This is a genomic window from Agrobacterium sp. CGMCC 11546 (assembly GCF_013365515.1).
In the GTDB taxonomy this organism is placed as follows: domain Bacteria; phylum Pseudomonadota; class Alphaproteobacteria; order Rhizobiales; family Rhizobiaceae; genus Agrobacterium; species Agrobacterium fabrum.
In genome coordinates this window covers 613454-636513 of sequence record NZ_CP047388.1, presented here as the reverse complement: position 1 = coordinate 636513, position 23060 = coordinate 613454, and the positions used below count along the sequence as shown (strand labels likewise).

At 58.4% G+C, this 23060-nt stretch carries 19 protein-coding genes and 6 pseudogenes; 11 read left to right on the top strand and 14 right to left on the bottom strand.

Annotation, left to right across the window (positions count from 1 at the left end; translation table 11 throughout):
- The first annotated feature begins 1 nt into the window (after position 1).
- A complete protein-coding gene (locus tag GSF67_RS17735) occupies positions 2-1189 on the top strand; it encodes a galactarate dehydratase (RefSeq protein ID WP_006316064.1) in 1188 nt (395 codons plus the stop codon).
- Entirely contained in the window at positions 1176-2042 is an 867-nt protein-coding gene (locus tag GSF67_RS17730) for an aldose 1-epimerase (RefSeq protein ID WP_006316063.1), read from the top strand. The genes GSF67_RS17735 and GSF67_RS17730 overlap by 14 nt, the downstream gene beginning before the upstream one ends.
- 219 nt (positions 2043-2261) lie before the next feature.
- On the opposite strand, the pseudogene GSF67_RS26065 reads toward GSF67_RS17730, so the two are convergent.
- Both GSF67_RS26065 and GSF67_RS17725 read right to left on the bottom strand, forming a co-directional pair.
- Positions 2262-2544: pseudogene (locus GSF67_RS26065) on the bottom strand (LacI family transcriptional regulator); the annotation flags it as partial.
- Between the two features lie 52 nt (positions 2545-2596).
- Positions 2597-3169 (bottom strand): TetR/AcrR family transcriptional regulator, encoded by a 573-nt coding sequence (locus GSF67_RS17725; RefSeq protein ID WP_035216623.1) that lies wholly within the window; start codon positions 3167-3169, stop codon positions 2597-2599.
- Between the two features lie 134 nt (positions 3170-3303).
- On the opposite strand from GSF67_RS17725, the gene GSF67_RS17720 reads away from it, so the two are divergent.
- Both GSF67_RS17720 and GSF67_RS17715 read left to right on the top strand, forming a co-directional pair.
- Positions 3304-3651: a DoxX family protein gene (locus GSF67_RS17720; protein WP_176072055.1), complete on the top strand. Its 348-nt coding sequence runs from the start codon at positions 3304-3306 to the stop codon at positions 3649-3651.
- A 93-nt stretch (positions 3652-3744) separates the two neighbouring features.
- A complete protein-coding gene (locus tag GSF67_RS17715; protein WP_006316059.1) occupies positions 3745-4326 on the top strand; it encodes a flavodoxin family protein in 582 nt (193 codons plus the stop codon).
- 440 nt (positions 4327-4766) lie between these two features.
- Here the strand turns inward: GSF67_RS17715 and GSF67_RS17710 are convergent, their stop codons facing one another.
- From GSF67_RS17710 to GSF67_RS17700, 3 genes are all read right to left on the bottom strand, one after another.
- Entirely contained in the window at positions 4767-5456 is a 690-nt protein-coding gene (locus GSF67_RS17710; RefSeq protein WP_176072054.1) for a trans-aconitate 2-methyltransferase, read from the bottom strand.
- Positions 5457-5485: 29 nt separating this feature from the next.
- Positions 5486-6130: a YbhB/YbcL family Raf kinase inhibitor-like protein gene (locus tag GSF67_RS17705; RefSeq protein WP_244399908.1), complete on the bottom strand. Its 645-nt coding sequence runs from the start codon at positions 6128-6130 to the stop codon at positions 5486-5488.
- 156 nt (positions 6131-6286) lie between these two features.
- On the bottom strand, positions 6287-7180 hold the full coding sequence (locus tag GSF67_RS17700; protein WP_006316055.1) for an AraC family transcriptional regulator: 894 nt from the start codon (positions 7178-7180) through the stop codon (positions 6287-6289).
- 388 nt (positions 7181-7568) lie between these two features.
- Here GSF67_RS17700 and GSF67_RS17695 point away from each other — a divergent pair, with 388 nt between their 5' ends.
- On the top strand, positions 7569-7922 hold the full coding sequence (locus tag GSF67_RS17695) for a cupin domain-containing protein (RefSeq protein ID WP_006316054.1): 354 nt from the start codon (positions 7569-7571) through the stop codon (positions 7920-7922).
- 179 nt (positions 7923-8101) lie between these two features.
- Positions 8102-8263 (top strand): annotated as a pseudogene (locus GSF67_RS26060) (N-acetyltransferase); the annotation flags it as partial.
- A gap of 26 nt (positions 8264-8289) precedes the next feature.
- Here the strand turns inward: GSF67_RS26060 and GSF67_RS17690 are convergent.
- A complete protein-coding gene (locus GSF67_RS17690) occupies positions 8290-8937 on the bottom strand; it encodes a TetR/AcrR family transcriptional regulator C-terminal domain-containing protein (protein ID WP_006316052.1) in 648 nt (215 codons plus the stop codon).
- Between the two features lie 88 nt (positions 8938-9025).
- Here GSF67_RS17690 and tet(30) point away from each other — a divergent pair, with 88 nt between their 5' ends.
- Entirely contained in the window at positions 9026-10210 is a 1185-nt protein-coding gene (gene tet(30), locus GSF67_RS17685; RefSeq protein WP_006316050.1) for a tetracycline efflux MFS transporter Tet(30), read from the top strand.
- A 255-nt stretch (positions 10211-10465) separates the two neighbouring features.
- Positions 10466-10657 (top strand): annotated as a pseudogene (gene ugpQ, locus GSF67_RS17680) (glycerophosphodiester phosphodiesterase); the annotation flags it as partial.
- A gap of 625 nt (positions 10658-11282) precedes the next feature.
- Here the strand turns inward: ugpQ and GSF67_RS17675 are convergent.
- The 5 genes and pseudogenes from GSF67_RS17675 to GSF67_RS17660 form a co-directional block, all read right to left on the bottom strand.
- Positions 11283-11486 carry a cold-shock protein gene (locus GSF67_RS17675; protein WP_035216621.1) on the bottom strand — a complete coding sequence of 68 codons (204 nt, stop codon included), beginning with the start codon at positions 11484-11486 and terminating at the stop codon, positions 11283-11285.
- 185 nt (positions 11487-11671) lie between these two features.
- Positions 11672-11792, bottom strand: a pseudogene (locus GSF67_RS26055) (IS3 family transposase); the annotation flags it as partial.
- 93 nt (positions 11793-11885) lie between these two features.
- Positions 11886-12243 (bottom strand): annotated as a pseudogene (locus GSF67_RS17670) (cell division protein FtsZ); the annotation flags it as partial.
- A 71-nt stretch (positions 12244-12314) separates the two neighbouring features.
- A pseudogene (locus tag GSF67_RS17665) lies at positions 12315-13307 on the bottom strand (beta-ketoacyl-ACP synthase); the annotation flags it as partial.
- A gap of 128 nt (positions 13308-13435) precedes the next feature.
- Positions 13436-14023 carry a TetR/AcrR family transcriptional regulator gene (locus GSF67_RS17660; RefSeq protein ID WP_006316034.1) on the bottom strand — a complete coding sequence of 196 codons (588 nt, stop codon included), beginning with the start codon at positions 14021-14023 and terminating at the stop codon, positions 13436-13438.
- 97 nt (positions 14024-14120) lie between these two features.
- On the opposite strand from GSF67_RS17660, the gene GSF67_RS17655 reads away from it, so the two are divergent.
- The 3 genes from GSF67_RS17655 (at position 14121) to GSF67_RS17645 (ending at position 19245) form a co-directional block, all read left to right on the top strand.
- Positions 14121-15230, top strand: a complete 1110-nt coding sequence (locus GSF67_RS17655; RefSeq protein ID WP_006316033.1) for an efflux RND transporter periplasmic adaptor subunit — start codon at positions 14121-14123, stop codon at positions 15228-15230.
- Entirely contained in the window at positions 15230-18340 is a 3111-nt protein-coding gene (locus GSF67_RS17650; protein WP_006316032.1) for an efflux RND transporter permease subunit, read from the top strand. The genes GSF67_RS17655 and GSF67_RS17650 overlap by 1 nt, the downstream gene beginning before the upstream one ends.
- A 74-nt stretch (positions 18341-18414) precedes the next feature.
- On the top strand, positions 18415-19245 hold the full coding sequence (locus GSF67_RS17645; RefSeq protein WP_035216589.1) for an SDR family oxidoreductase: 831 nt from the start codon (positions 18415-18417) through the stop codon (positions 19243-19245).
- Between the two features lie 23 nt (positions 19246-19268).
- Here the strand turns inward: GSF67_RS17645 and soxG are convergent, their stop codons facing one another.
- The 3 genes from soxG to GSF67_RS17630 are packed head-to-tail and all read right to left on the bottom strand — an operon-like array spanning position 19269 to position 23057.
- Positions 19269-19829: a sarcosine oxidase subunit gamma family protein gene (gene soxG / locus GSF67_RS17640; protein ID WP_006316030.1), complete on the bottom strand. Its 561-nt coding sequence runs from the start codon at positions 19827-19829 to the stop codon at positions 19269-19271.
- Positions 19822-22785, bottom strand: a complete 2964-nt coding sequence (locus GSF67_RS17635; protein ID WP_006316029.1) for a sarcosine oxidase subunit alpha — start codon at positions 22783-22785, stop codon at positions 19822-19824. The genes soxG and GSF67_RS17635 overlap by 8 nt, the downstream gene beginning before the upstream one ends.
- Positions 22782-23057, bottom strand: a complete 276-nt coding sequence (locus tag GSF67_RS17630; protein ID WP_006316028.1) for a sarcosine oxidase subunit delta — start codon at positions 23055-23057, stop codon at positions 22782-22784. Before GSF67_RS17630 ends, GSF67_RS17635 begins: the two co-directional genes overlap by 4 nt.
- Between the last annotated feature and the right edge of the window lie 3 nt (positions 23058-23060).

Genomic DNA, 23060 nt, shown 5'->3' with positions numbered 1-23060 from the left:
CATGAAAATCGATCGCATGCGGGTGTTCGTCACCCGCGACAAGGACCGTCCCCGCGTCATCGTCGCATTGGATACCGATGACGGACTGACCGGCTGGGGGGAATGCTACAATCACGGACCCGATCTCGCCTTGCCGCCGGTTCTGGATTACCTCTACAACTTCCTCGCGGGGCAGGATCCGACGCGGGTAGAGTTTCTCTATAATCTGATGTTGCAGCAGAACCGCTTCCCGCCCGGCGCACTCGGCCTGTCGGCTATTTCAGCGCTGGATCATTGCCTGTGGGATCTGGCCGCCAAGGCTGTCGGGGTACCCGTTTACAAGTTGCTCGGCGGTGAGGTGAGGAATCGAATCAAGGTCTATGCGGGCGTCTATACCGCTCCGGATGCACCAGCCGCCAGAGAAGAATTCGACCGTCTCAATGAAGGCTGGGGCTTTTCCGCCTTCAAGCTCAGCCCGTGGCGTGTCGATATTCATGCGCATCGCTGGGGCGAGGTGGTGCGCAGCTCCGCGGAATATTTCCGTACGCTGCGCGAAACCGTCCGCGCCGATTATGACATCGCGTTTGATGCCCACGCCAAGATTTTCGAGCCCTCTGCCGCGCGGCAGCTTGGCAATGCGCTTGCGCCTTACGACCCGCTTTTCTACGAGGAGCCTCTCCGTCCGGAAAATATCGAGATGTACGGCGATCTCAAGCAGGGTTTGAATTGTACCCTTGCAACGGGCGAAAGCCTCTACAATCGCAATGAGTTTCTCCGACTTCTTCAGGTGAAGGGCGCCGACATCATCCAGCCGGATATCTGCGTGGTCGGCGGTATCTCGGAAATGCGTCGCATCGCAACCCTTGCTGAAGCCCACTTCGTCAGCGTTGCGCCGCATAATCCCATGGGGCCGCTGGCGACAGCGGTCAATGTTCACTTCTGCGCCGTCCAACAGAACTTCCGCATTCTGGAATACAGGCTGCCAAAGGGCCAGGTCTATGCTTACGGCGGCAACGATCTGGTGAAGGAAGAGGACGTCACGCGTTACGTCGTTGATCCCTATCTGCCAAAGGACGGTTATCTCGAACTGCGGCCGGATCGTCCCGGCTGGGGCGTCGAGATAGACGAAAAAGCCATGCAGGAAGACGGCTACGTTCACTGGCAACGCCGGGTACCCAAGCGACCAGATGGTTCCTATGCCTTCGCCTGAAACGATCTCCATCGAAAGCGGGCCGCTCTTGGCCCGCTTTCGCCCTGACTGGGGTGGACGGATGACCCACCTAGTGCACGCAGAGATGGGTGACATACTTGCACCCACGCAAGCGGACGTTTTCGAGCCATATAACTGGCCGCGCGCTGGCGCGTACCCTCTGGTGCCCTATCATAATCGCGTTTACGGCGCTTCATTTGTTGAGAGCGGCAAGACGCATCGCCTTCTTCCACACCCGGCCCTGACGCCTGATGCGATGCACGGGCCGGCCCACCGCCGTCCTTGGCATGTAGCAAGTGCTGCCGAAGATCGCGTGACGCTGCAATTGAACTACGAAGCGGATGACGAATGGCCGTTCTCATTCGTCGCAGAACAACATTTCCGGCTTGAACCTGATCGCTTGATCGTCGAACTGTCGATAATCAACTCATCCGATGCTTCAGCGCCCGTGAGCCTTGGATGGCACCCGTATCTCGCCGTGCCTCTGTCGTCTCATGCGGAAACGGACGCTAAACTGGAGTATCCTCTTGACGCACTGAACGTGCCAACCGGGGCCGAAGCGCACCCACGCTCCAGCCGCTCAATTCCGGCTGCCACCGGCTATACCTTGCATTTCCGTAACTGGTCCACGGCCAAGGTAGAGCTCGACAGGGGAACGTTGCTGCTTGAGGCTGATCCAATATTTGAATATCTCGCTGTTCATCGAATGGAAAAGTATCTCTGCCTTGAGCCTGTTTCCATGGCAGCAGGTGCTTTGTGCTTACCGGAAACAGAATGGGAAAGCCGGGGGTTGAGAACCATTCTGCCGGAAGGCCGGCTTTCGGGTCGCATTTCTTTGTCTATTCGCGGCTGAGGAATCTGCCTAAATATAACACAAGTGAATCGATCGACGTATTATTGCAATAATTGTTTAAAATCGGGGCAGATCCGGCTCTTCGTATACTGCGGGGTGGTTGGATCTCAATGCATGTTCAATCCTGACTGGATAAAGCTTTCTTGCTCTATCGGGTCGAAGCCGGCGGGTGACGCCATCGATGGCTTATAGCCCACGACTATTGCGGCTTCGCTCTGGACCATCGATCTGACTGTCGCGCGCAAGCACGAACATAGGCGGCATGCCGTGTCCTTGCTGCAGATCTGTCAGGGTTTCGTCGCGAAACGCCGTACCAAACAGAATGATGGCGTCGACCTGACGCTGGTCCGCGTGGAGAAGGGGCGTTCACATGGTCGAAGTGACTGTTGATATTGATCAGCATCACCACCAAGCCTGCGGCATGGAGCTTCTCGGTAAGAGCTTCAAGTAAAGGGGGTTTTTGCAGGTTGGAAAAGTCATCCACGAAGACGGTGACGCTATTGCGATTGACATCTGTTACGTCGGCCTCTGGGCCTTGGTGTCCTGCAGATGACTCAATTCACCATCGCGAACATTCCAACGATGCGCCTTATGCGCTCTCCCCGGAACGCCGCTCTGATCCGGCCGTGGCGCTCAAGCTCTGCCAGTCCGTGCAAAGCAGCCCAGAAAGTTTCGGTTGTGATTTCAGGGTCGTCGCAAAAGGGCTCAACGACCGCCATCATCGCTCCGAACGTGTCGCGCAGCACCTGGGGCGTGTCGGACTTGGCGAACCGAAGGCCGCTCGGTAGAACGAACATGGCTTCGTAGAGAGCTGGCCTTGCAAAGGCGAAATCAAGATAAGCCGTAGCAACGTCGTCAAGAGCCTCTGCTGGACTGGTATTTCGGCGGACAGAAGCCCGCAATGTCGGCCCAAGTTCTCCGAACCCTTCGAGCGCGACCGCCCCGACGATCGCGTCACGATTCTCAAAATGGGCGTACAGGACGGGCTGACTGTATTCGATCTCCTGAGCGAGACGCCTCACCGTGACCGAAGCCCATCCATCCCGTTCGGCAAGCATTCTTGCCGCGGTGATGATCCGCTTCTCCCGATCAGCCCGTTCCCGCTCTTTGCGCTCGTTGATACCCATGCTTGCACCTTGGTCCGCTATCGAGCCCATACTAGCAATAAGGAATATTTATTGCAACGATTGACAATATAGCAATGCTAGTTTTATGTTCGACGCTATAGCCAATGCGGCCATGCCGCCCTTGAGGTCTCCGAATGTCGAACCTGATATCGTTCTCGCTTGCAAATGCTGCGACGCTCGCCGCAGCTGCCGCCTTTCTCTTCGGAGGAGTTATCAACGCTACCGCTCGCAAACCCATCCGTGAAGAATTCGTCCGCTACGGATTCCCATGGTGGTGGTGCTGGGTAACGGCGCTCCTCGAATTTATGACGGCCGTTCTTCTTGTCCTTCGCCCGACATTCGCGATTGGCGCAGCGCTTGGGGTTTGCATCATGGTCGCCGCGATCTTCTCTGTCGTTAAAGCGCGCGATTTCAGTCACATCCCGCCGCCAACAGTATTCCTGTTGCTGCTGCTGATCGCAGTCTTCGTCCAGTTCTCATAGTCTGAGTCGTCAGTCTCACCACCAAATCGCAAAACATCGAACCGCGCCGAGTCCTGTCGGCGAGGTGAAAAACCACGGCCAAAGGAGCCAATCATGACCACCAACTTATCCTCAAACACCGTCGTCGTTTATCATTCCGGTTACGGCCATACCCACCGCATGGCAGAAGCCGTCGCCGAAGGAGCCGAAGCGACGCTCCATGCTATCGATGCAGAGGGTAACCTTTCCGAAGACGGATGGGAGGCACTTGATGCCGCCGACGCCATCATCTTCGGCACACCCACCTACATGGGCGGACCGAGCTGGCAGTTTAAGAAGTTCGCCGACGCATCCTCGAAGCCTTGGTTTTCCGCAAAATGGCAGGACAAGGTCTTCGGCGGCTTCACCAATAGCGCCAGTCTCAACGGCGACAAGCTCAACACCCTGCAATATTTAGTTCTTCTTGCGGGGCAGCATGGTGGCCTATGGGTGAGTCTTGGTATCAAGCCGTCGAACCTGAAATCGTCGGTGCGGAACGATGCAAATCGAATGGGTTCATATATCGCACCGATGGCGCAGTCGGATGCGGACGCGGCACCAGAGGAAATGTCTGTCGGCGATCTTGAAACCGCACGTCTCTACGGGGCGCGAGTGGCGAACGTCGCGCGACAGCACAAATTATCTGAACGGGTATGATATGGATTTTGGTAAATCCAATAAGTGCCTTCCGTGTTATGATGCGGAAGGCTTGGGTTCATAGCCTGAATGTCCGCCAAGGGCTGAACGCGGAAACGATTTCAGCAAAGCGCCGCCAATTCTGGACACCCGCGTAACATTTACACGCTCTCAAAAGCGGTCTTTTCGCTTATCATGCTGTCAACGACCGTTTAGGGGGGTGGGTAACGGACTGAAAACTTTCGGTTACGATACTCGAAAAGCGGACGGCCCGCGTCATTATCTGGGTCATTCAGAAGATGCCGTACCTCCCGCCCAGATAATCGCCAGCAGCGAGAATATCCCCGGAATGAGCAATCCCAAAACAGGGATGCCAGCGTCCCATGACAGGCTTGGACCAATCAACGATCGTAACGGAGGCTGCGAGGGCTCGACAATCCGTCACGGGCGCCTGCTCGGTCCTAACGTCGGCCGCTGAGTACAACGAAACGCCATGCTTTGAAGCTGCAGTCAACTTCGCAAAATCCGGTATCGCGCATCCATTGCAACTGGTTTTCGACCGGTGAGCAACGATCGTGGGACATGCGCTCGTGCGCTTTTGCGATTTCCACTTCGGGTACGCCCAGCCTTCTGACTTGCTGAAGCCAGGTACGGGCGTAGCGCGCTTCTACCTCGGGATCATGGCCAAGGACCTGCTCGGCGTTGACGAACAGGCCGCCCTCCGACAAGGCGCCCCGAATTTCACCGAAGAGGTGCTTTTTTCCGGCGTCTTCCAGATGATGAATCGCCAATGCCGATATGATGAGATCCCACGGACCGCCGAGTTCGGTATTGGCCATGTCGGCCACAGCATAGGTAATGGCCGGATTACCATCGAAGCGTTTCCGGGCCTGCTCGAGCATCCTTTCGGAGGCATCGATGAGGTGGATCTGGGCATCGGGGTGGCGGGTCAGCAGCATGGCGGTGAAAAGGCCGGTGCCAGCGCCAAGATCGAGTACCCGCAGTTTCTCGGCGTCCCGCCAGTCGTCGATCAAGTCGAGTGCTGTGCCGTAAAACGCATCGAAACAGGGAATGAGGCCGCGCCGAAGGGCGTCGTAGCCGGATGCATCCCGATTGAAGACGGGTAAGGACAAAACGTTTATCGATGACATGGTGCGGTTCAACCTTTCGAGATGGTGATCTAGTTCGGCGTGGCGGCGGGGATCAGGCTCGGGTTCAATGAATAGGTCGCTATTGCTTCGCCGCTCGCCAGAATGTGGCCAGCCATGGATTTCTTCACGTCTTCGCCAGTGAACGGCCCGGAAAGGCCCAATGTCGGAACATCGAGTGCGAACACTTTAAGGGTGTAGTGGTGGATGCGCTGGTCGTTTATGGGCGGGCAGGGGCCGTCGTAACCGCCATAGGTGCCAGCCATGCCATCAGTTTTGGCCAGAAAACTGGTATAGACATTGGCGCCGCGCAGCCCGTGAGGCGTTACGCCGACCGGCTTACCGCCCGGCACGAGACCCTCGCTTTCTGCGCCTTCGCCGATGGACATGATACCGGCGGGAATATCGGCCAGCACCCAGTGAAAAACGCTGATCCGCGGCGCCTCGGCTGGAATTGTGGTGCCAGGTTTATTGATGAGGCTAAAATCCTGCGGTACGTCCGGATCGATCATCAGCAACGCGTAAGATCTGGTGCCCTCGGGGCCTGCCGACCATGAGACGCCGGGGCTCACGTCCTTGGACCCAATCCCGGGTGGGCAGAAGGTGGCTGCGTCTGCAAACCGGCCAGAGCTGTCAAGCGCTTCGATTTTCACGGACAGCGTGGAGTTAGCTGCCATGGGCGCCGTCGCCGAAAATATGGCGGCCACTGTAATGGCGGCCCATATGCTTTTATTCCCGATCATTGTTCATCTCGCTTGGTTGATTTCAGTCGAGCATAGGGAACGATGCCCGCGCGGATGGGCCAGATCTGATCAGAAATGAGCCTGAAGCGATCAGGCCGTTGGTTTTTTACGTGCCCTTCGAACGGTCGAAGGAGCCTGTCCGAAGGCATCCTGAAAGCGCCGCGAGAAGTGTGAACGTGAAGCATAGCCCGTAGCGGCGATTGCCTCGGCAACATCGGCATCCCGATCCGAGAGGATGAGATAAGCGGCTTGCATTCTTTCGGCGAGCAGCAGCGCGCGGAGTGATTGGTTTTCGTCCCGCAGTCGACGCCGCAGGGTGGCCTCTGACATCGACAGGGACGCGGCGACCGCAGCGGTGGACCACGCGTGATCGAGCCGGTGGCGGATCAAGAGCCGCACCGCCTCTGTGACTGAACCGTCGACATATTTGGGCATCAATGGCAGTGCACCCTGTTCGGCCAGGATAAGCAGAACCTCGAGGAGACGGTGGTCTACGACGCGCCGGGATTGGTCGAGCGGACCTGCCAGCGCCTCGCCACTATGGATGATTGCCGAGCAGAGTGTTGGACTGATTGTGATGGAAGAGCCGAGGGGCACTTCGCGCACGATGAGTTGTGGCCAAAGGCGCGCCGCCTCAATGACCAGGGCACGAGAGAAGCGGACGAACAGGGCGCGATAGACGCCAGTGTCTGCATCTGGTTCGTTGACAACGTCGACCTCCGCACCGGCCGGCAGTACGAAGGCGTCACCGGCGTGGTAGATATTACATTCGGCGCCCCACAGCACTTCTTTGCGGCCTTCAATAACGATGACTAGGCCGGCGGCTGGCATGCTGAGCTCGGAAATCGTTTCTCGGTGACGGGCGACAAAGGCCGAGATGAACGGTGGATCTTCGTTGTTGAGCAGTAAGCGCGTGTCGCGCTCGGCCAACGGGCGCAGTGCATCAACCAGACGCCGCCGCAGTGTTTTGTCGCTGTGGCGCATTGAACAAGCCATCTCGAAATTGGATCAGGCGTCATTGCTACGTCGAAATCAAGTGGCTGTCGATATGCCGCCGAAGGGCGGTGAAACGGGAAAGGCAATGTCTGATATTGGCGATCTTTTTTTAAGGGTTCCAACGTTTGAGATCGGGTCGGTTCCGGTAGATCTGCAATGCGCCTTCATTTCGGCTGTTCACGCAGACCGGAAATTTCCCCCAAAGCAGCCGTACGCGTGTTTGGGCTCAATGTCGTGGGTGGGCCAAAACCGGGCTTTCCTCGTTAGAGTGTGCTAAAACTATGGAGTTCGGGGGAGGTTGCCGACATTTGCACTGCTGCATATTTGATGTTTAGTCTGGGCTCGAACCGCTGGCCTGACCAAGAGAGGAATATCAATGCAAAAGAAAGCAGTACTCCTCGATCGTGCTCAATGGGCAGAAAAAGATAGCGTATGGCAAGGCGAATTCGAAGGGAGCGTATTTGGCGCAAACGTCTCGGTCATGTTTTACACCACGGACGAAATCGGACGCGGCCCCAAGCTACACAAACATCCCTATGATGAAGTATTTATAGTGCGGCAAGGACGAGCGCTTTTTACCGTCGGGGACCAGCAGTTGGACGTTAGGGAGGGTCAGATCGTGTTTGGGCCAGCCAACTTACCGCACAAATATGTAAACATGGGGCCGGGCCGTCTTGAGATGACCGATATTCACGTTACCGATGAATTTTCTCAAGAAGACTTGGAGTAGTCATCCGCTGCTTTCAACATCCATTGCGGTCTTCTCACTCGGACGTAACTACGGCAGCTTCGGGCTCGGAAGCGGTCATAGAGAACGGCTCCGCTCATGGCAGCTATTTTCATCCTTAGCCTCCAAGACTGGACCATCCGTTCACGGTCCCATACAGGCCATTCCATAGAGGTTATACTTTCGAAAAGCGCAACATTCATTTTTACGTCAACAAATGCGGATTCAAAATTGTCGAATATTATAATTCGCGGCATCCTGATCCGCACGACACAGAAGAGAGTGATGCCAGCGACAGTGGCATGTTAAGGTTTGAAAAAGACATGTTGTATACCGGAAACTGATTGCACGTTCGCGCCAGAGTCTTCGCCTATCTAGACTGTTTCTCCCGCAGCTTCTTCTTCATACCGGCCAGCAGGTAACTTAGCCCACTCTCGAACACGGCTTCGGTGTTGACCGTTCCAACCGTGGGGAAGGTTTCAAGAGCTTTTGCAAGAAGGGGGAACTGAGCGAGTTGTGCCATGAGGTCGGTATTGGGCGAGTGTTGATCCATCCGATCCCGTTCGCGCTCTCCCTGTTCTTCGAGCACATAACCGACCACATAACGCGTGATGCAAATGGCGATCCCAAATGCCTCCTCTGCGGAAAATCCCGTCTCGACATAGAGTTGCAAGACGCTTTCCACATCGGCGAACTCGGCGACGGAAGGCCGTGTACCTGCGGTCAGCCGCGCGCCGTCGCGCACGGTGAGCAAGGTCTTGCGAATGCTGCGGGCATTGGCCAGCGTGAACGCAATCCAATCTTGGCCGGGTTTTGGCAAGCGATCGCAGTGATAACGCAGCAGCATTTCGGAATTGATGGCGTCGAGCAATTCCGCCTTGTTGCGGAAGTGCCAGTAGAGCGCCGGCTGCTGGACGCCCAGCCGTTCCGCAAGCTTGCGGGTGGACAGCTTGTCTATTCCCACCTCGTTCAGGAGCCGCAGGGCCTCATCGACAATGCAATCACGTCCGATAGCCATGGATAGAATCCCTCTTGACTTATCATCGATAAGGGAGCTTATCGCCGATAAATTTATCACTGATAAAGCTTTATAGAGATGCCATACCATGAACAAGGCCCTTATCGTTATTCTCTCAACCGTTGCCCTCGACGCCATTGGCGCAGGCCTGATCTTCCCGATCCTGCCGGACCTCCTGGTCGAGGTGACTGGCGGCGGCGACATCGGGTTTCTCTATGGGGTCATGCTGGCGGTATTCGCCGTCATGCAATTTGTGTTCTCGCCGATCCTTGGTGCGCTCAGCGACCGGTTCGGTCGGCGCCCGGTCTTGTTGCTTTCTTTGGCCGGTACCCTGCTTGATTACCTCGTTATGGCATTTTCCCCGCTCGGCTGGGTGCTCGTCGTCGGGCGGGCCATGGCGGGGATCACCAGCGCCAATATGGCGGTGGCAAGCGCCTACATCACTGACATCACCCCAGCCGAGCAGCGGGCGCAGCGGTTTGGCACGGTTGGCGCCGTGATGAGCTTGGGCTTTATCATCGGTCCCGTCATTGGTGGCGTCATGGGCGCCTGGTGGCTCCGGTCGCCATTTCTTGTGGCAGCCCTGTTCAATGGTCTCAACCTGCTCGTTGCGCTGTTTGTTCTGCCGGAAAGCCGAAAGGCCGGTCCGGGCAGGTTTGCGTTCAAGGAACTTAACCCGTTGGCGCCATTGGTGTGGCTTTGGAATTTCAAGCCGCTCCTGCCACTTGTAACCGTCTCTGTCGTCTTCGGTCTGGTGGCCGCCATCCCGGGAACGATCTGGGTGCTCTATGGCGCCGAGCGGTTCGGATGGGATTCGGTGCATATGGGCCTGTCGCTATCGGTTTTCGGCATCAGCGGGGCCTTGGCGCAGGCCTTTCTCGTCGGGCCGCTCTCGCGCCGCTTTGGTGATTTGGGCACGTTGATGATCGGCGTTGGCTTTGACATGCTGGCTTATATGCTGATGGCCTTCGCCAACCAGAGCTGGATGGGCTACGCGGTAGCGCCCCTGTTTGCATTGGGCGGCGTTGCCATGCCGGCGCTGCAATCCCTGGTAACCAGCCGCGTGAACGATGATCAGCAGGGTCAGTTGCAGGGCGTGCTCGCCAGCCTCATGAGCCTGGCGGGTATAATAGGGCCGGTCCTGACCACTGCGGTGTTCTTCTCCACCAAAAGCATCTGGATCGGGACGATCTGGCTGGTGGGTGCCGGACTTTATCTTCTCGCCTTGCCGCTGTTTTCAACGGTGAAAACCCCGAAGGCTGTGGTGGCTTAAAGATTCCGGACGTCATGCGCCTCGTGTTTATCTTCGCCGCCGATTTGATGTCAGCAGCGCTGGTCATCGCTTCGAATCAAACAGGCACGAGCGTTGAGCTGGAAATCAGAACGCCAGTTCAACGGCATCTCCAAGCGACGCTTTTCGGCCTATCACGATTGCGAGCGCATATTGGCTATGGCTGGAAGGTCATGAAGGATCATGGCTGCCGCGCCGAAAGCCACGGTATCCGCAGCAGAGACTTCGGGCAAAAGAATTGCCGAGGCGAGCCGCAAAGCCGGTCTGGAAATCATGGTCTATTATGGTGGCGATGACGTGGACGTTCATCGCGAAATCGCAGCGAGTGATGTAGACTATATCAACCTCGACCGCCCGGACCTGTTCGCCGCGGTCCGCAGCGGGATGGCGGAACTATTGCTTGCAAGCAATTCATCTTCCACTTGCTGAACGTCAAGATGCTTCCAGATTTGGGGATATATGACACATATTGACGCCGATAACCCGATCGTCGCCATCACATCGGCGAGCGGGTAAGACGCAGGTTCCACTTGGTCATACTATTCGCGTGATTGTCGCCCTTTGGAAAACAGAATAGATGCCGTCGGTCGAGGGCGGGTAAATGTCCGCGCCGTCCATTTTGACCAGGCATAAGCGGTGAATACCTCGGAGCTCTCCCCGGAAAAGCCGCCATATGAAACGCACGGCGCTGGGGTCCAATTCCGGCGTTCCAACAATTTTGCCTGGAAACTGTGAAGCATTGCGCTGGCGAAGAGCGCCACCTCGCCTAGACAAGGTGGCGCTTTCATTCGTGCTGAAACGAGTCGTCGACCTGTTCGCCTGCGCTACGAACCGATGCATGTGCATTCCAGGCCTGATACGCGACCCGCGCTTCAAAAAAGCGGTCGAACGCGCATCCTCGCTGTTGGGAGCTTCGTCCATTGCCGTTAGAGCAACTCCCGGTCCAGCGAGCAGGGATACCCTCACTTGGCCTTTCGGTTCGAATGCCGGCGGTGGCGGCCCAGGTGCAGCGTAGTGCTCACGCGCCATCGTGCGTTGGGCCGCGGCGCTGCCATCAAAGGAGAGTGACGTTCTCGGCTTTCGATTTACCGGTCTTGCGGTCTTGTCCCAACTCGTAGCTCACCTTCTGACCATCCTGAAGAGAGCCGCCGAAACCGACTGCCGAGATGTGAACGAATACGTCAGGACCGCCATTGTCAGGGGTAATGAAGCCAAAGCCCTTGTCCTGAGCGAAGAATTTTACAGTGCCAGTTGCCATCTTGTCCTCGTTGATTGCTGAGTGCACCTCAACGCAATACCGATCATTGATCGGTACGGCAAGGATTTCGGTGACAAGCAAATCCATCGGTTCGGATGAATTCTATCTAACTATATGTTTTGCAATAATTTTTAATGATAAAGATCCTTCATATTCTCGGCCGCGTCACGTGGCAAACCAGCTCATTCGCCACGTTCCACCTCGTTATTTCTCACTTAGCGTGGCCGGCGAGCAGCCGATCTGTGCCGTAACTGATGGAACAGCAGCCCGCCGCGAGGGATGTTCTGCCTCGATATCCAGCACCATAGGAATAGAACGTTGTCTCACTCATGTCGGCTCCGCGTTCTCAAAAATAGGAGCCGCAAACCAGCCATTTCGATTACAGGAAAGTGGTGATCCAGCACGGGCGATGACGGGTGCCGCACCTGTGCCTGTTCCGCCCCCCATGCCCGCCGTCACGAAACACATATGCATTCCGTCGAGGTGGTCCATGATCTCGTCAATCGATTCGTCGGCTGCCGCCTGTCCAATATCAGCCAATGATCCGGCACCAAGCCCCTCCGTGACCGTCGGGCCAAGCTGGACAAGCCGTGGCACTTTCGAGATCGACAATGCCTGGGCATCGGTATTCGCAACGATAAACTCCGCGCCCTCAAGACATGATCATATTGTTGACCGCATCGCCGCCACCACCGCCGACGCCGATGACGGCAATTCTGGACTTGAGGAGCGTTATGCTGGGCGTCGTTGTGACCATTGCTGGTTTCATGGAAGCCGATCTCTTGGCAAAGGCATGATTTCATGCGGTTGTGAATGTGGTGACGAGCGTCAGCGCACGGAGGATATCCCGCTATTGCTTGCCTTTGGCCAGCGCCGGAAAAGAACGCTGGCATTGACGCCGCCAAAACCGAAGCCGTTGGATATGGCATATTCGGCATCCAGGGGTCGTGCCTGGTTTGCAACAAAATCGATCCCGTCCGATTCCGTATCCGGCGCGTTCAGGTTCAGTGTCGGAGGGGCGATCCGATTTTTGAGCGCTAGAATCGTGAAGATGGCTTCCAGCCCGCCGGCCGCGCCAAGCAGGTGCCCCGTCGCCGACTTGGTCCCACTGACAGCAACCGACTTTCGTTGCCCAAACACACTCTTGATGGCCCTGATTTCTCCGAGGTCCCCGACCGGCGTCGATGTCGCATGCGCGTTCAGATGACCAATCTCATGAGGGGCGATGCCCGCTTGCGCGATGGCGATCTCCATCGCCCTGCGCGCGCCGCTGCCGTCCTCAGGGCCTGAGGTGATATGGTGGGCGTCGGCTGTCGTGCCGTATCCAACGAGTTCGGCAATCGGGGTGGCGCCGCGGGCGAGAGCGTGGCTGAGTGCCTCGATGACGAGTACGCCCGCGCCTTCACCCATGACGAAGCCGTCACGCGCGGTATCGAAGGGACGCGACGCCTTGGTCGGCGTCTCGTTGAAACCGGTGGAAAGCGACCTTGCCGCCGCGAAGCCGCCGAGGCTGACGATGTTCATGCAAGCTTCCGTTCCACCGCAAACCGCAATGTCGGCTTCATTGGACCGAATAAGCCGTGCAGCGTCGCCGATCGCCTGAACGCCGGCAGCACACGCCGTTACGGGTGCTCCCAGCGGACCTTTGAAACCGTGGTGGATCGAGACTTGCCCGGCTGCGAGATTGACGAGGAACGACGGTATCGTGAAGGGAGAGAGGCGGCGTACACCGCGTTGATCAACGGTTCGCACGGCTTCTGTGATTGCAGGGAAACCGCCGATGCCGGATGCGATGATTGTCGCGGTTCTCAATCTGTCTTCACGATAAAATAGGCATACCTTCGGCGTCCCGACCGAGAACAAGGTCAGGATCATTTCTCCAGACATGCAGTTTAAGCAGAGCCTAGGACGCTCTCACCTCTCAGGGTGGTCGGACCGGGCCGTCGCCTTCAGTCATCACCATCACTGCGCGCTATACGCTTGACTTCGCCAGCGGCCGCATCGAGGACGCTTTCCGACAGGCGTTCGTCTTCGATGATGCGGGAGAGCGTGACAGCCCCCACCATCATCGACAGGATCGCCATTGCCTTTTCGCTGGGGTCGGAGCTGTCGGCGTGACCCACGAGTTCATCCAGCACCTCAAAATGGTCACGGATACCGTCCTCGAACGGACGTCGGACTTCCGCGCTCTGCCGAGTGGCATCCGACCCCAAAGCGACAAGAGGGCAACCTTCGGCTTTCTCTCCTCTGTGATCCTTGGAAAGATAGAACGCCATAATTGCTTCCAGCGGATCTGAGGTGTCTGCGGCCGCGTCTGACCATCTTCTTGTGGCGCTTTCGAGCGCGCGCCGGGATGCAAGGGCGGCAAGGTCGTCCTTCGAGGCGAATTGTTTGTAGAACCCTCCCTGCGTAAGGCCAGCGCCCTTCATTAGATCCTTCAGCCCTATCCCGTCGAACCCATGCTCTCGAAACAGTCGGCTTGCAACGGTGATGACCCTCTCTCGATTTTCCTCGGCCTGTGCGCGGCTCACTCTCATGTGGACCTCCAATTAGATTTCACTTGACATCTATATATGCTTTAGATTTAGGATGCAATCTAAGAATTACGCTATCGCTGTCGAGAAGGCCAGTCCCATGAAACGAAAAATCCTCCTGTCAACTGTGGCTGTGGCTGCTCTCTTCGGGGTAGGGGCTGCTATTTTCCTACTCCCGTCGACAAGCAAGGATGCGGAGGCCGCGGATCCCCGCAGCCTCGCTCCGCTCGTCAGCGTAACCAAGGTCAAGACCCCGGACACGGCAAGCCGAAGCTTCACCGGCACGGTGGCCGCCCGGGTCCAAAGCGATCTCGGCTTTCGGGTTCCCGGAAAGATTGTCGAACGGTTGGTCGGCCTTGGTGAGGAAGTAAAGGCCGGGCAGCCCTTAATGCGGATCGACGAGACAGATCTTCGACTTGCCCTGACGGCCAAACGGAATGCCGTGGTAGCGGCGCAGGCAACCTTTGTCCAAGCGCAAGCAGACGAGAAGCGCTTTGCGGTCCTCGTCAAATCCAACGCCGCGTCCACCCAGCAGTATGAAAGGTCAAAGGCCACACTGGATACGGCGACAGCGCAACTCGCCGCAGCCAGGGCTGATGCGACAGTGGCTGAAAACGAGGCGGCCTATGCTCTGCTTGTCGCAGATGCGGATGGCAAGATCGTCGAAACACTCGCCGAACCGGGCCAGGTGGTCTCAGCGGGGCAGCCGGTCATCCGGCTGGCGAAGGCAGGACCGCGCGAAGCACTGGTCTGGCTGCCGGAAAATCTGCGGCCCGAGATTGGCGCTGTGGCGCAGGCCGCCGTCTACGGTCGTAACAGGCAAGAAAAAGCGGTGCTCCGCCAGATATCCGATGCTGCGGATCCGCAGACACGGACCTATGAAACGCGGTGGGTGTTGCAGGGCGCTGCCGCGACCGCGCCATTGGGGGCGACGGTTACGATCAGCGTCGAAAACAAGGACGCGCTGAGCCACGCCGAGGTCCCCGTTGGCGCCCTTCTGGATAACGGCGATCGCACGGGCGTGTGGGTCGTCGACGAGCAATCCTCAAGCGTTCATTTCCAGGCGGTGAAAGTAGAGCGGATTGGCGAGGATAAGGCCATTGTTTCGAACCTGAGGGCAGGGGAGACAGTCGTCGCGCTCGGAGCGCATCTGCTTCAGGATGGTGCGAGTGTTCGCATCGGCGTGGAAAAAGCAGAGGCGGCGAACTGATGAGCTTCAACCTATCCGCGCTCGCCGTTCGTGAGCGGGCAGTCACCCTGTTCTTCATCGTCCTGCTGGCCGCCGCCGGCGCCTATGCATTCATCAAACTTGGCCGAGCCGAAGATCCGTCATTTACCATCAAGACACTGACCGTTACATCCGTCTGGCCCGGCGCGACCGCGCGTGAGATGCAGGACCTTGTCGCGGAACCGCTCGAAAAGCGCATTCAGGAACTGACCTGGTACGATCGCGTCGAGACGACCACGCGACCCGGTTACGCTTTCCTGACCGTGACGCTCCGGGATGATACGCCGGCATCGGCCGTTGAAGGGGAATTTTACCAGGCGCGTAAGAAACTTGGCGACGAAGCCCGCAATCTTCCTCCGGGGGTGATCGGTCCCTTTGTCAACGATGAATATTCCGACGTCAGTTTCGCCCTTTATGCCCTGAAAGCCAAAGGCATGGCGATGCGTGACCTCGTGCGTCAGGCCGAGACGATCCGCCAGGACATGCTTCACGTTCCCGGCGTGAAGAAGATCAACATTCTCGGCGAGCAGCCGGAACAGATTTTCGTGGAATTCTCCTATTCCAAGCTGGCGACCCTGGGGATCTCGGCGCAGGACATTGCTTCCGCCCTGCAACGGCGCAATACAGTTACCCCGGCGGGTTCGATCGATACGCAGGGGCCGCAAGTCTTCATTCGGTTCGATGGCGCCTATGACAGCGTCGAATCGATTGCCGATACGCCGATCGTCGCGGCCGGACGCGTCCTCAAGCTTTCGGATTTTGCCGAGGTACGCCGCGGATATCAGGACCCCGCTACCTATCTCATCCGCCATGACGGCGAGCCAGCCATCATGCTCGGCGTGGTGATGCAGCAGGGCTGGAACGGCCTGGAACTGGGCAAGGCGCTGGAAGAACGGTCTTCGACAATCGCGCAAACCCTGCCGCTCGGCGTGACACTCGCTAAAGTCAGCGATCAGGCGGTTAACATCGACGAGGCCGTCGGCGAGTTCATGCTGAAGTTCGCCATGGCCCTCGGTGTCGTGTTGTTCGTGAGCCTGATTGCACTGGGCTGGCGCGTCGGCATCGTTGTTGCGCTTGCCGTGCCGCTGACGCTGGCCGTCGTCTTCCTCATCATGCTGGAGACTGGCCGGTTCTTCGATCGCATCACGCTCGGTGCGCTCATCCTTGCGCTCGGCCTTTTGGTTGACGACGCCATCATTGCCATCGAAGTCATGGTCGTGAAGATGGAAGAGGGGATGGATCGGATTAAGGCGGCGGCCTATGCCTGGAGCCACACGGCGGCGCCTATGCTGTCAGGGACACTCGTCACTATCATTGGACTAATGCCTGTGGGCTTCGCCAAGTCGAGCGCTGGCGAATATGCCGGCAACATCTTCTGGGTCGTGGGCTTCGCCCTGATCGTTTCCTGGATCGTCGCGGTGACATTCACACCCTATCTCGGCGTGAAGATGCTGCCTGAGATAAAGCCGGTGGAGGGTGGGCATCACGCGATCTACAATACGCCGAATTACCGGCGGCTTCGCAGCCTCATCGAGTTCGCAGTCCGTCACAAGTTCCTAACCTGCGGTCTCGTCGGCGTTATCATGGCCGTCTCCGTCGTCGGTATGGGTTCCGTCAAGCAGCAGTTCTTCCCAACGTCGGATCGTCCCGAAGTGCTGGTGGAAGTGCGCATGCCCGAGGGCGCCAGCATCGAGACCACGACGGCAACCGTCAAAAAACTCGAAGGCTGGCTGAAGGAACAGCCCGAAACGAAGATCGCCACCAGCTACATCGGCCAGGGCGCGCCACGCTTCTTCTTCGCCATGGCACCTGAACTGCCGAACCCGGCTTTCGCCAAGATCGTCGCACTGACGCCCGACGCCCACGCGCGTGAGGAACTCAAACATCGACTTCGGGAAGCGATTGCAAGCGGCCTTGCTCCGGAAGCCAACGTGCGCGTTACGCAGCTCGTCTTCGGTCCCTATACGCCGTTCCCGGTGGAGTTCCGTATCACGGGTCCCGATCCGGACCAGTTGTACAAGATTTCCGATGAGGCCCTTGCGATCATGCGGAGTGTGCCGGATGTGCGCCAGCCCAACCGCGACTGGGGCAACCGCACGCCAGTCCTGCGCTTTATCCCCGATCAGGATCGTCTCAACCTTATCGGCCTCTCGCCTGCCGAGGCTGCGCAGCAGATGCAATTGCTGCTGAGCGGCGTGCCGATCACACAGATCCGGGAAAACATCCGCAACGTTCCGGTGGTTGCGCGTAGCGCCGGCGAAAACCGGCTCGATCCTTCACGGCTTTCGGATTTTTCTCTGATGAGCAGGAGCGGCCGCCCGGTTCCGCTCGATCAGATCGGCCACTCCGAGATCCGTTTCGAGGAGCCAATCATGAAGCGCCGTGACCGCACGCCGGTCATCACGATCCGTTCTGACATAAACGAGGCAACCCAGCCGCCGGAAGTGTCGCAGCAGGTATTCAAGGCTCTCCAGCCGTTGATCGCCTCGCTTCCCGCCGGCTACCGCATCGAAATGGGCGGTAATATCGAGGAATCTCTCAAGGCGAATACAGCGCTTGTGAAGATTTTCCCGCTCATGGTTGCCGCCATGCTTATCGTCATCGTCCTTCAAGTCCGCAGCCTGTCGACGATGACCATGGTGATGCTGACGGGCCCGCTCGGGCTCGCCGGCGCGGTTCCGATGTTGCTCATCTTCAATCAACCCTTCGGTTTCAACGCCATTCTCGGGCTTATCGGCCTGGCGGGTATTCTCATGCGCAACACCTTGATCCTGACGGAGCAGATCAAGGAAAATCAGGCGGCCGGTCTGGATGACTATCATGCCGTCATCGAAGCCACCGTGCAGAGAACAAGGCCGGTTATCCTGACCGCGCTCGCCGCCGTCCTCGCCTTCATCCCGCTGACGCATTCTGTCTTCTGGGGATCAATGGCCTATACGCTGATCGGCGGCACGGCCGTCGGGACCGTCATGATCCTGCTGTTTCTTCCCGCACTTTATGCGGCCTGGTTCCGCATCAAGCCGCCCCGTAGCGAGGCACCGTCAGTGGCAGCGACAGTCGAAGAATATCAGCATTCGCTAGCTGCCGAGTAGCGCGCAAATCGACCGGTCACGCACCACCTATGCTTTTGCGTGAGCCTGACCCAATGAATGTGAAGGAAAAACAGATGCAGCATACAGATGATACGAGAGACATCGCCGGTGTACAAAAGCCGGAGGCTCCATCGGGAAGACGAGCCCTCATCACGGGCGCATCGAGTGGCCTTGGGATCGAATTTGCCGAGCTGCTGGCAGCGCAGAAGATCAACCTCGTGCTCGCAGCCCGTCGAAAGGAGCCGATGGAAAAACTTGCCGAGGACCTTCGCCGAAGACATGGCGTCGACATTCTTGTTGAGCCTATCGACCTTGCCGCACCCGGAGCCGCCGCTCGCCTGAAAGATAGCCTGAACGAGAGGGCGATACAGATCGACATACTGGTGAACAATGCCGGATACGGGCTGCAGGGTGAGTTTCTGAAAACCCCGATCGAGCGCACCACCGACATGATTCAGCTCAACATCACGGCGCTGACTGAACTCAGCTATGTTTTCGGCCGGGACATGGCCGCCAGGGGATCGGGAGAGATTCTTCTGATAGCCAGTCTACTGGCTTTCCAACCTGTCCCTACCTATGCCGCATATGCGGCCACGAAATCTTACGTGCTGTCATTTGGTGAAGCTTTGTACGACGAACTTCGCACGCAAGGCGTGGTCGTCACCAGCCTTTGCCCGGGGCACACCGAAACAGGATTTGATGCCGCTGCCGGCGCTCAGGTCTCGCCGATGTTGCGCCTGCTCACCATGAAACCCCGTCCCGTTGCAGAAGCCGGACTTGAAGCTCTCGCCAAAGGCAAGGCGTCTGTTATTGCCGGTTTCATGAATAAGGTGGTTGCGTTTTCAACTCGTCTGACCCCGCGTTCCATGCAGCGGGCTTCCATGCGCAAAGTAATGGTGCCGTAGAACTGGAGAATGTGGTACGGGGTTTAATTGAACTCCAGGCTCATGCGAACGAGATCGTCCCACAGGCTCTCCGCGAAACCGCGCAGTACGATAATTTCAAAAGCGGAAATATCGATACGGGTGATATGGGCGGCGATATGGCCGATCAGCGTCGCGGCGGAGCGTCCGACCGGAAAAATGGCGAGCGAAAGATCCACCGCTGTTCCTTTTGCCAGCACCCGTTCGGCCATCTTGCCTTCAATGCGGATGCGCACGCGCCCCTGGCTCTGGTCCACACCCGCTGCCTGCGGCTCGAGCGCGGCAAGAAGCGTCTTCATATCCACGCCAGACAGCGGCTGTTCACCGACGATGAACCATTGACCGGGAGAGACGACGCGCACATCGCCTTTGTCCAGGCCGCGCAGGCGGGCCTCTATATCCGATGCGTCAGGTGAGGCCAGCACATGGACGATCATACCTTCCGGCAGCGGCGAGAGCTTGATGGCGGCGGAGGCAATCGCTGCCTTCGCGCCAAGCACCGGGCGGAGGGCCGGCCGGAAACCGGATTTGAAATCGGATTTGTAGTCGGTCTTGGGATCAGACATGGAGCTTCTCATTCTCAGGGTCGAAGAAAACCGGATTACAGAGGCGGGCGGTGGTGAACTCGTTGCGCAGACCGTTCCAGACCATGACCTCCTCGCCATGGCGGGCAGCACCGTTCTTTACGAGGGCGAGGCCGATGGTCGAGCCGAGATGCGGAGAAAAGGCGCTTGAGCTTACGTAACCCTGATCGTTTTCCAGCGTTGCCGCAGCATCCCTGGCGAGAATATGCGAGCCGCTGCGGAAGGAGTGGCCGGGATCAAGCGGCATGACGCCAACGAGACCTGGACGGTCCGCTGCCGAAAGGCCCTCGCGCTCCAGCATCCGCCGGCCGATGAAATCGGCCTTGGTGGTGGAAACCATTTTACCGAAGCCGAGATCGGTGGGCACCACTGTGCCATTGATCTCATTATGGGTGACATGGCCCTTTTCGATCCGCAGCACGCCGAGCGCCTCGACGCCATAGGGCATGATGCCTTCGGGCGCGCCTGCGCCCATCAGCGCATCGGCAACGCTTTCGCCGTAACCGGCCGGCACTGCAAGCTCGTAGGCCAGCTCGCCGGAGAAGGAAATCCGGAACAGGCGCCCATGCAACTGCCCGCCAAACAGAGAGACTTCTTTGGCGGCGAGGAATGGGAAGGCCTCATCCGAAATGTCGTCATCGACGATCCTTTGAAGAATGTCCCGTGCCTTTGGCCCGGCAATCGCCATTTGCGCCCATTGGTCGGTGACGGAGGCGAGCCGCACGTCGAGATCCGGCCAGAGCGCCTGGGCGCAGAATTCCAGATGGTTCATCACACCAGCGGCATAGGCCGTGGTGGTCGTCATGAAGAAGCGGTTTTCCTCCAGCCGGCTGGTGGTCCCGTCGTCATAAATCATGCCGTCTTCGCGCAGCATCAGGCCATAACGCGCCTTGCCGACCGGGAGCTTGAGAAAGGTGTTGCAATAAACCCGGTTGAGAAATTCGGCGGCGTCATTTCCGCAAATCTCGATCTTGCCGAGCATCGATACATCACAGAGCCCGGCATTTTTGCGGACGTTCAATACCTCCCGGTCGACGCTTTCCCGCCAGCCGCTTTCGCCTTTGCGGGGAAACCAGGAGGAACGATACCAGAGACCGGTTTCAACGAAGACCGCGCCGTTTTTCTCGGCCCAGCCATGCAGCGGCGATTTGCGCGCCGGCTGGAAATGATGGCCGTGATAGGCTCCTGTCAGGGCGCCGAAGGAGACGGGCGTATAAAAGGGCCGGAAGGTGGTCGTGCCGACCTCCGCCGGGGAAACCCCACGCGCTTCGGCCAGCAGCCCGATGGCGTTGACATTGGAAAGCTTGCCCTGATCGGTCGCCATGCCGTTCGTCGTATAACGCTTGGCCAGCTCGACATGGCCATAACCTTCACGGATGGCGAGGTCCAGATCCTTGCGATGAACATCGTTCTGGTAATCGATAAAGGCTTTCGCCTTGATGCCGGGGATGGACCAGAGCGCCTTTGCGGGAGGAGCTACGATATCGTTTTCCACCGTGCCGAATGCGGGTGCCGTTGCTGCAAAACCGAGGTCTTGCGCCAGTGCTGCGCCTTTTCGCGCGCCATCCTCAAGGCCGGCAGCGATACCGTTTGTTACGGAAACCGCGCCGACGAGGTCCAAACCTTTGAGGTTGCCGGGTGCCAGGAAAGCGGCATGGTTTTCCGACCAGACCGGCTTGCCGCCGCGATGGCAGGCGAGATGGATGATGGGGCTGAAACCGCCCGACATCGCCAGCGCATCGACATCAAGGCTTTCCGTGCGGCCATTCGCATAAATCTCGATGGCGGAAAGCGCCTTGCCACCCTTCGCATTCGAGACAACGCCACCCTTGATGACACGCGCCTTGCCGTCATAGCCCGGATAACCCTGCTCGCGGCTATCGATGATGGCGGCAAGAGGAATGCCCTGTGCCTCCAGATCGTGGGCGAGCGCGTAACCGCTGTCATTGGTGGTGAAAATCGCCGTCGTTTTGCCGGGGCTGACGGCATAGCGGTTGAGATAGCTGCGCATCGCGCCGGCCATCATCACGCCGGGAATATCGTTGCCGCCGAACACCAGCGGCCGCTCTTCCGTGCCGGTGGCGAGCAGCGCGCGCTTGGCCACAATGCGCCACAGGCGCTCGACTGGCACATGCGCTTTCGGGTTTGCCAGATGTTTCTGCACCCGCTCCACCGCGCCGAAGACATTGCCGTCATACCAGCCGAAGGCTGTCGTTCGCGTCAGCACTGTGACATTCGGCAGGGCTTCGAGTTCGGCGACGCAGCTTGCGGCGAAATTCGCAGCGCTCCTACCGCCGACGGTCGCGGTTTCGGAAAGAAGCCCGCCACCTGCCACGGAATGTTCATCGACGATGATAACGCGCGCGCCGGCGCGGCCGGCGGCAAGGGCTGCCGCAAGTCCCGTTGCGCCGGAGCCGATCACCAGCAGATCGCAATGCGCCCAGCATTTGTCATAGGCATCCGGGTCCGCCTCGTAGCTCGCCTTGCCGAGGCCGGCCGCCTTGCGGATGAAGGGCTCGTAGATTTTTTCCCAGAAGGCGGCGGGCCACATGAAGGTCTTGTAGTAAAACCCTGCGCCGAGAAAGGGCGAAAGCAGGCCGGTCAATGCGCCTATATCGAAATCGAGGGAGGGCCAGCGGTTCTGGCTTTTCGCTTCCAGCCCGGCATAAAGCTCCTGCATGGTGGCGCGTGTATTCGGCTCGGTGCGGCCACCGCTGCCAATGGTCATCAGCGCATTCGGCTCGGCGGCGCCAGCCGTCAATATGCCGCGCGGGCGGTGATATTTGAAACTGCGGCCGACGAGTTGCTGACCATTGGCGAGCAGGGCGGAGGCAAGGGTGTCACCCGCAAAGCCTGACATCGTCTTGCCGTCGAAGGTGAAGGAAAGCGGTTTGGAGCGGTCGATCTGACCGCCGGTCTTCAGGCGGTGGGAACTCATGCGCTTGTCACTTTCGTCTTTTCGGCAGCGTCGCGGCAGGCGGATATTTCGTGGGTGACGGTATCGCGGGCCACGACCAGCCAGCGGCGGCAGCCGGAGGTGTGGTGCCAATATTCCTCATAGGAGCCGCGCGGATTGTCGCGCAGATAGACATAGTCGAACCATTCCTCGCTGCCGGCATCTGCCGCGGGCCGGGCAAGGGCAGCACCCTTGATGGTGAATTCTTCCTTGGGTCTTGGCCCGCAATGCGGGCAGGGTACGAGACTTGCCATATC

Coding starts and splice junctions, on each gene's coding strand:
- GSF67_RS17725 (WP_035216623.1), bottom strand. CDS start 3,169: ATGGGTATCAACGAGCGCAAAGAGCGGGAACGGGCTGATCGGGAGAAG.
- GSF67_RS17730 (WP_006316063.1), top strand. CDS start 1,176: ATGCCTTCGCCTGAAACGATCTCCATCGAAAGCGGGCCGCTCTTGGCC.
- GSF67_RS17645 (WP_035216589.1), top strand. CDS start 18,415: ATGCAGCATACAGATGATACGAGAGACATCGCCGGTGTACAAAAGCCG.
- GSF67_RS17700 (WP_006316055.1), bottom strand. CDS start 7,180: ATGCGCCACAGCGACAAAACACTGCGGCGGCGTCTGGTTGATGCACTG.
- GSF67_RS17705 (WP_244399908.1), bottom strand. CDS start 6,130: ATGGCAGCTAACTCCACGCTGTCCGTGAAAATCGAAGCGCTTGACAGC.
- GSF67_RS17720 (WP_176072055.1), top strand. CDS start 3,304: ATGTCGAACCTGATATCGTTCTCGCTTGCAAATGCTGCGACGCTCGCC.
- GSF67_RS17660 (WP_006316034.1), bottom strand. CDS start 14,023: ATGAGAGTGAGCCGCGCACAGGCCGAGGAAAATCGAGAGAGGGTCATC.
- GSF67_RS17635 (WP_006316029.1), bottom strand. CDS start 22,785: ATGAGTTCCCACCGCCTGAAGACCGGCGGTCAGATCGACCGCTCCAAA.
- GSF67_RS17675 (WP_035216621.1), bottom strand. CDS start 11,486: ATGGCAACTGGCACTGTAAAATTCTTCGCTCAGGACAAGGGCTTTGGC.
- GSF67_RS17695 (WP_006316054.1), top strand. CDS start 7,569: ATGCAAAAGAAAGCAGTACTCCTCGATCGTGCTCAATGGGCAGAAAAA.
- GSF67_RS17710 (WP_176072054.1), bottom strand. CDS start 5,456: ATGTCATCGATAAACGTTTTGTCCTTACCCGTCTTCAATCGGGATGCA.
- GSF67_RS17655 (WP_006316033.1), top strand. CDS start 14,121: ATGAAACGAAAAATCCTCCTGTCAACTGTGGCTGTGGCTGCTCTCTTC.
- soxG (WP_006316030.1), bottom strand. CDS start 19,829: ATGTCTGATCCCAAGACCGACTACAAATCCGATTTCAAATCCGGTTTC.
- GSF67_RS17630 (WP_006316028.1), bottom strand. CDS start 23,057: ATGGCAAGTCTCGTACCCTGCCCGCATTGCGGGCCAAGACCCAAGGAA.
- GSF67_RS17650 (WP_006316032.1), top strand. CDS start 15,230: ATGAGCTTCAACCTATCCGCGCTCGCCGTTCGTGAGCGGGCAGTCACC.
- GSF67_RS17735 (WP_006316064.1), top strand. CDS start 2: ATGAAAATCGATCGCATGCGGGTGTTCGTCACCCGCGACAAGGACCGT.
- GSF67_RS17690 (WP_006316052.1), bottom strand. CDS start 8,937: ATGGCTATCGGACGTGATTGCATTGTCGATGAGGCCCTGCGGCTCCTG.
- GSF67_RS17715 (WP_006316059.1), top strand. CDS start 3,745: ATGACCACCAACTTATCCTCAAACACCGTCGTCGTTTATCATTCCGGT.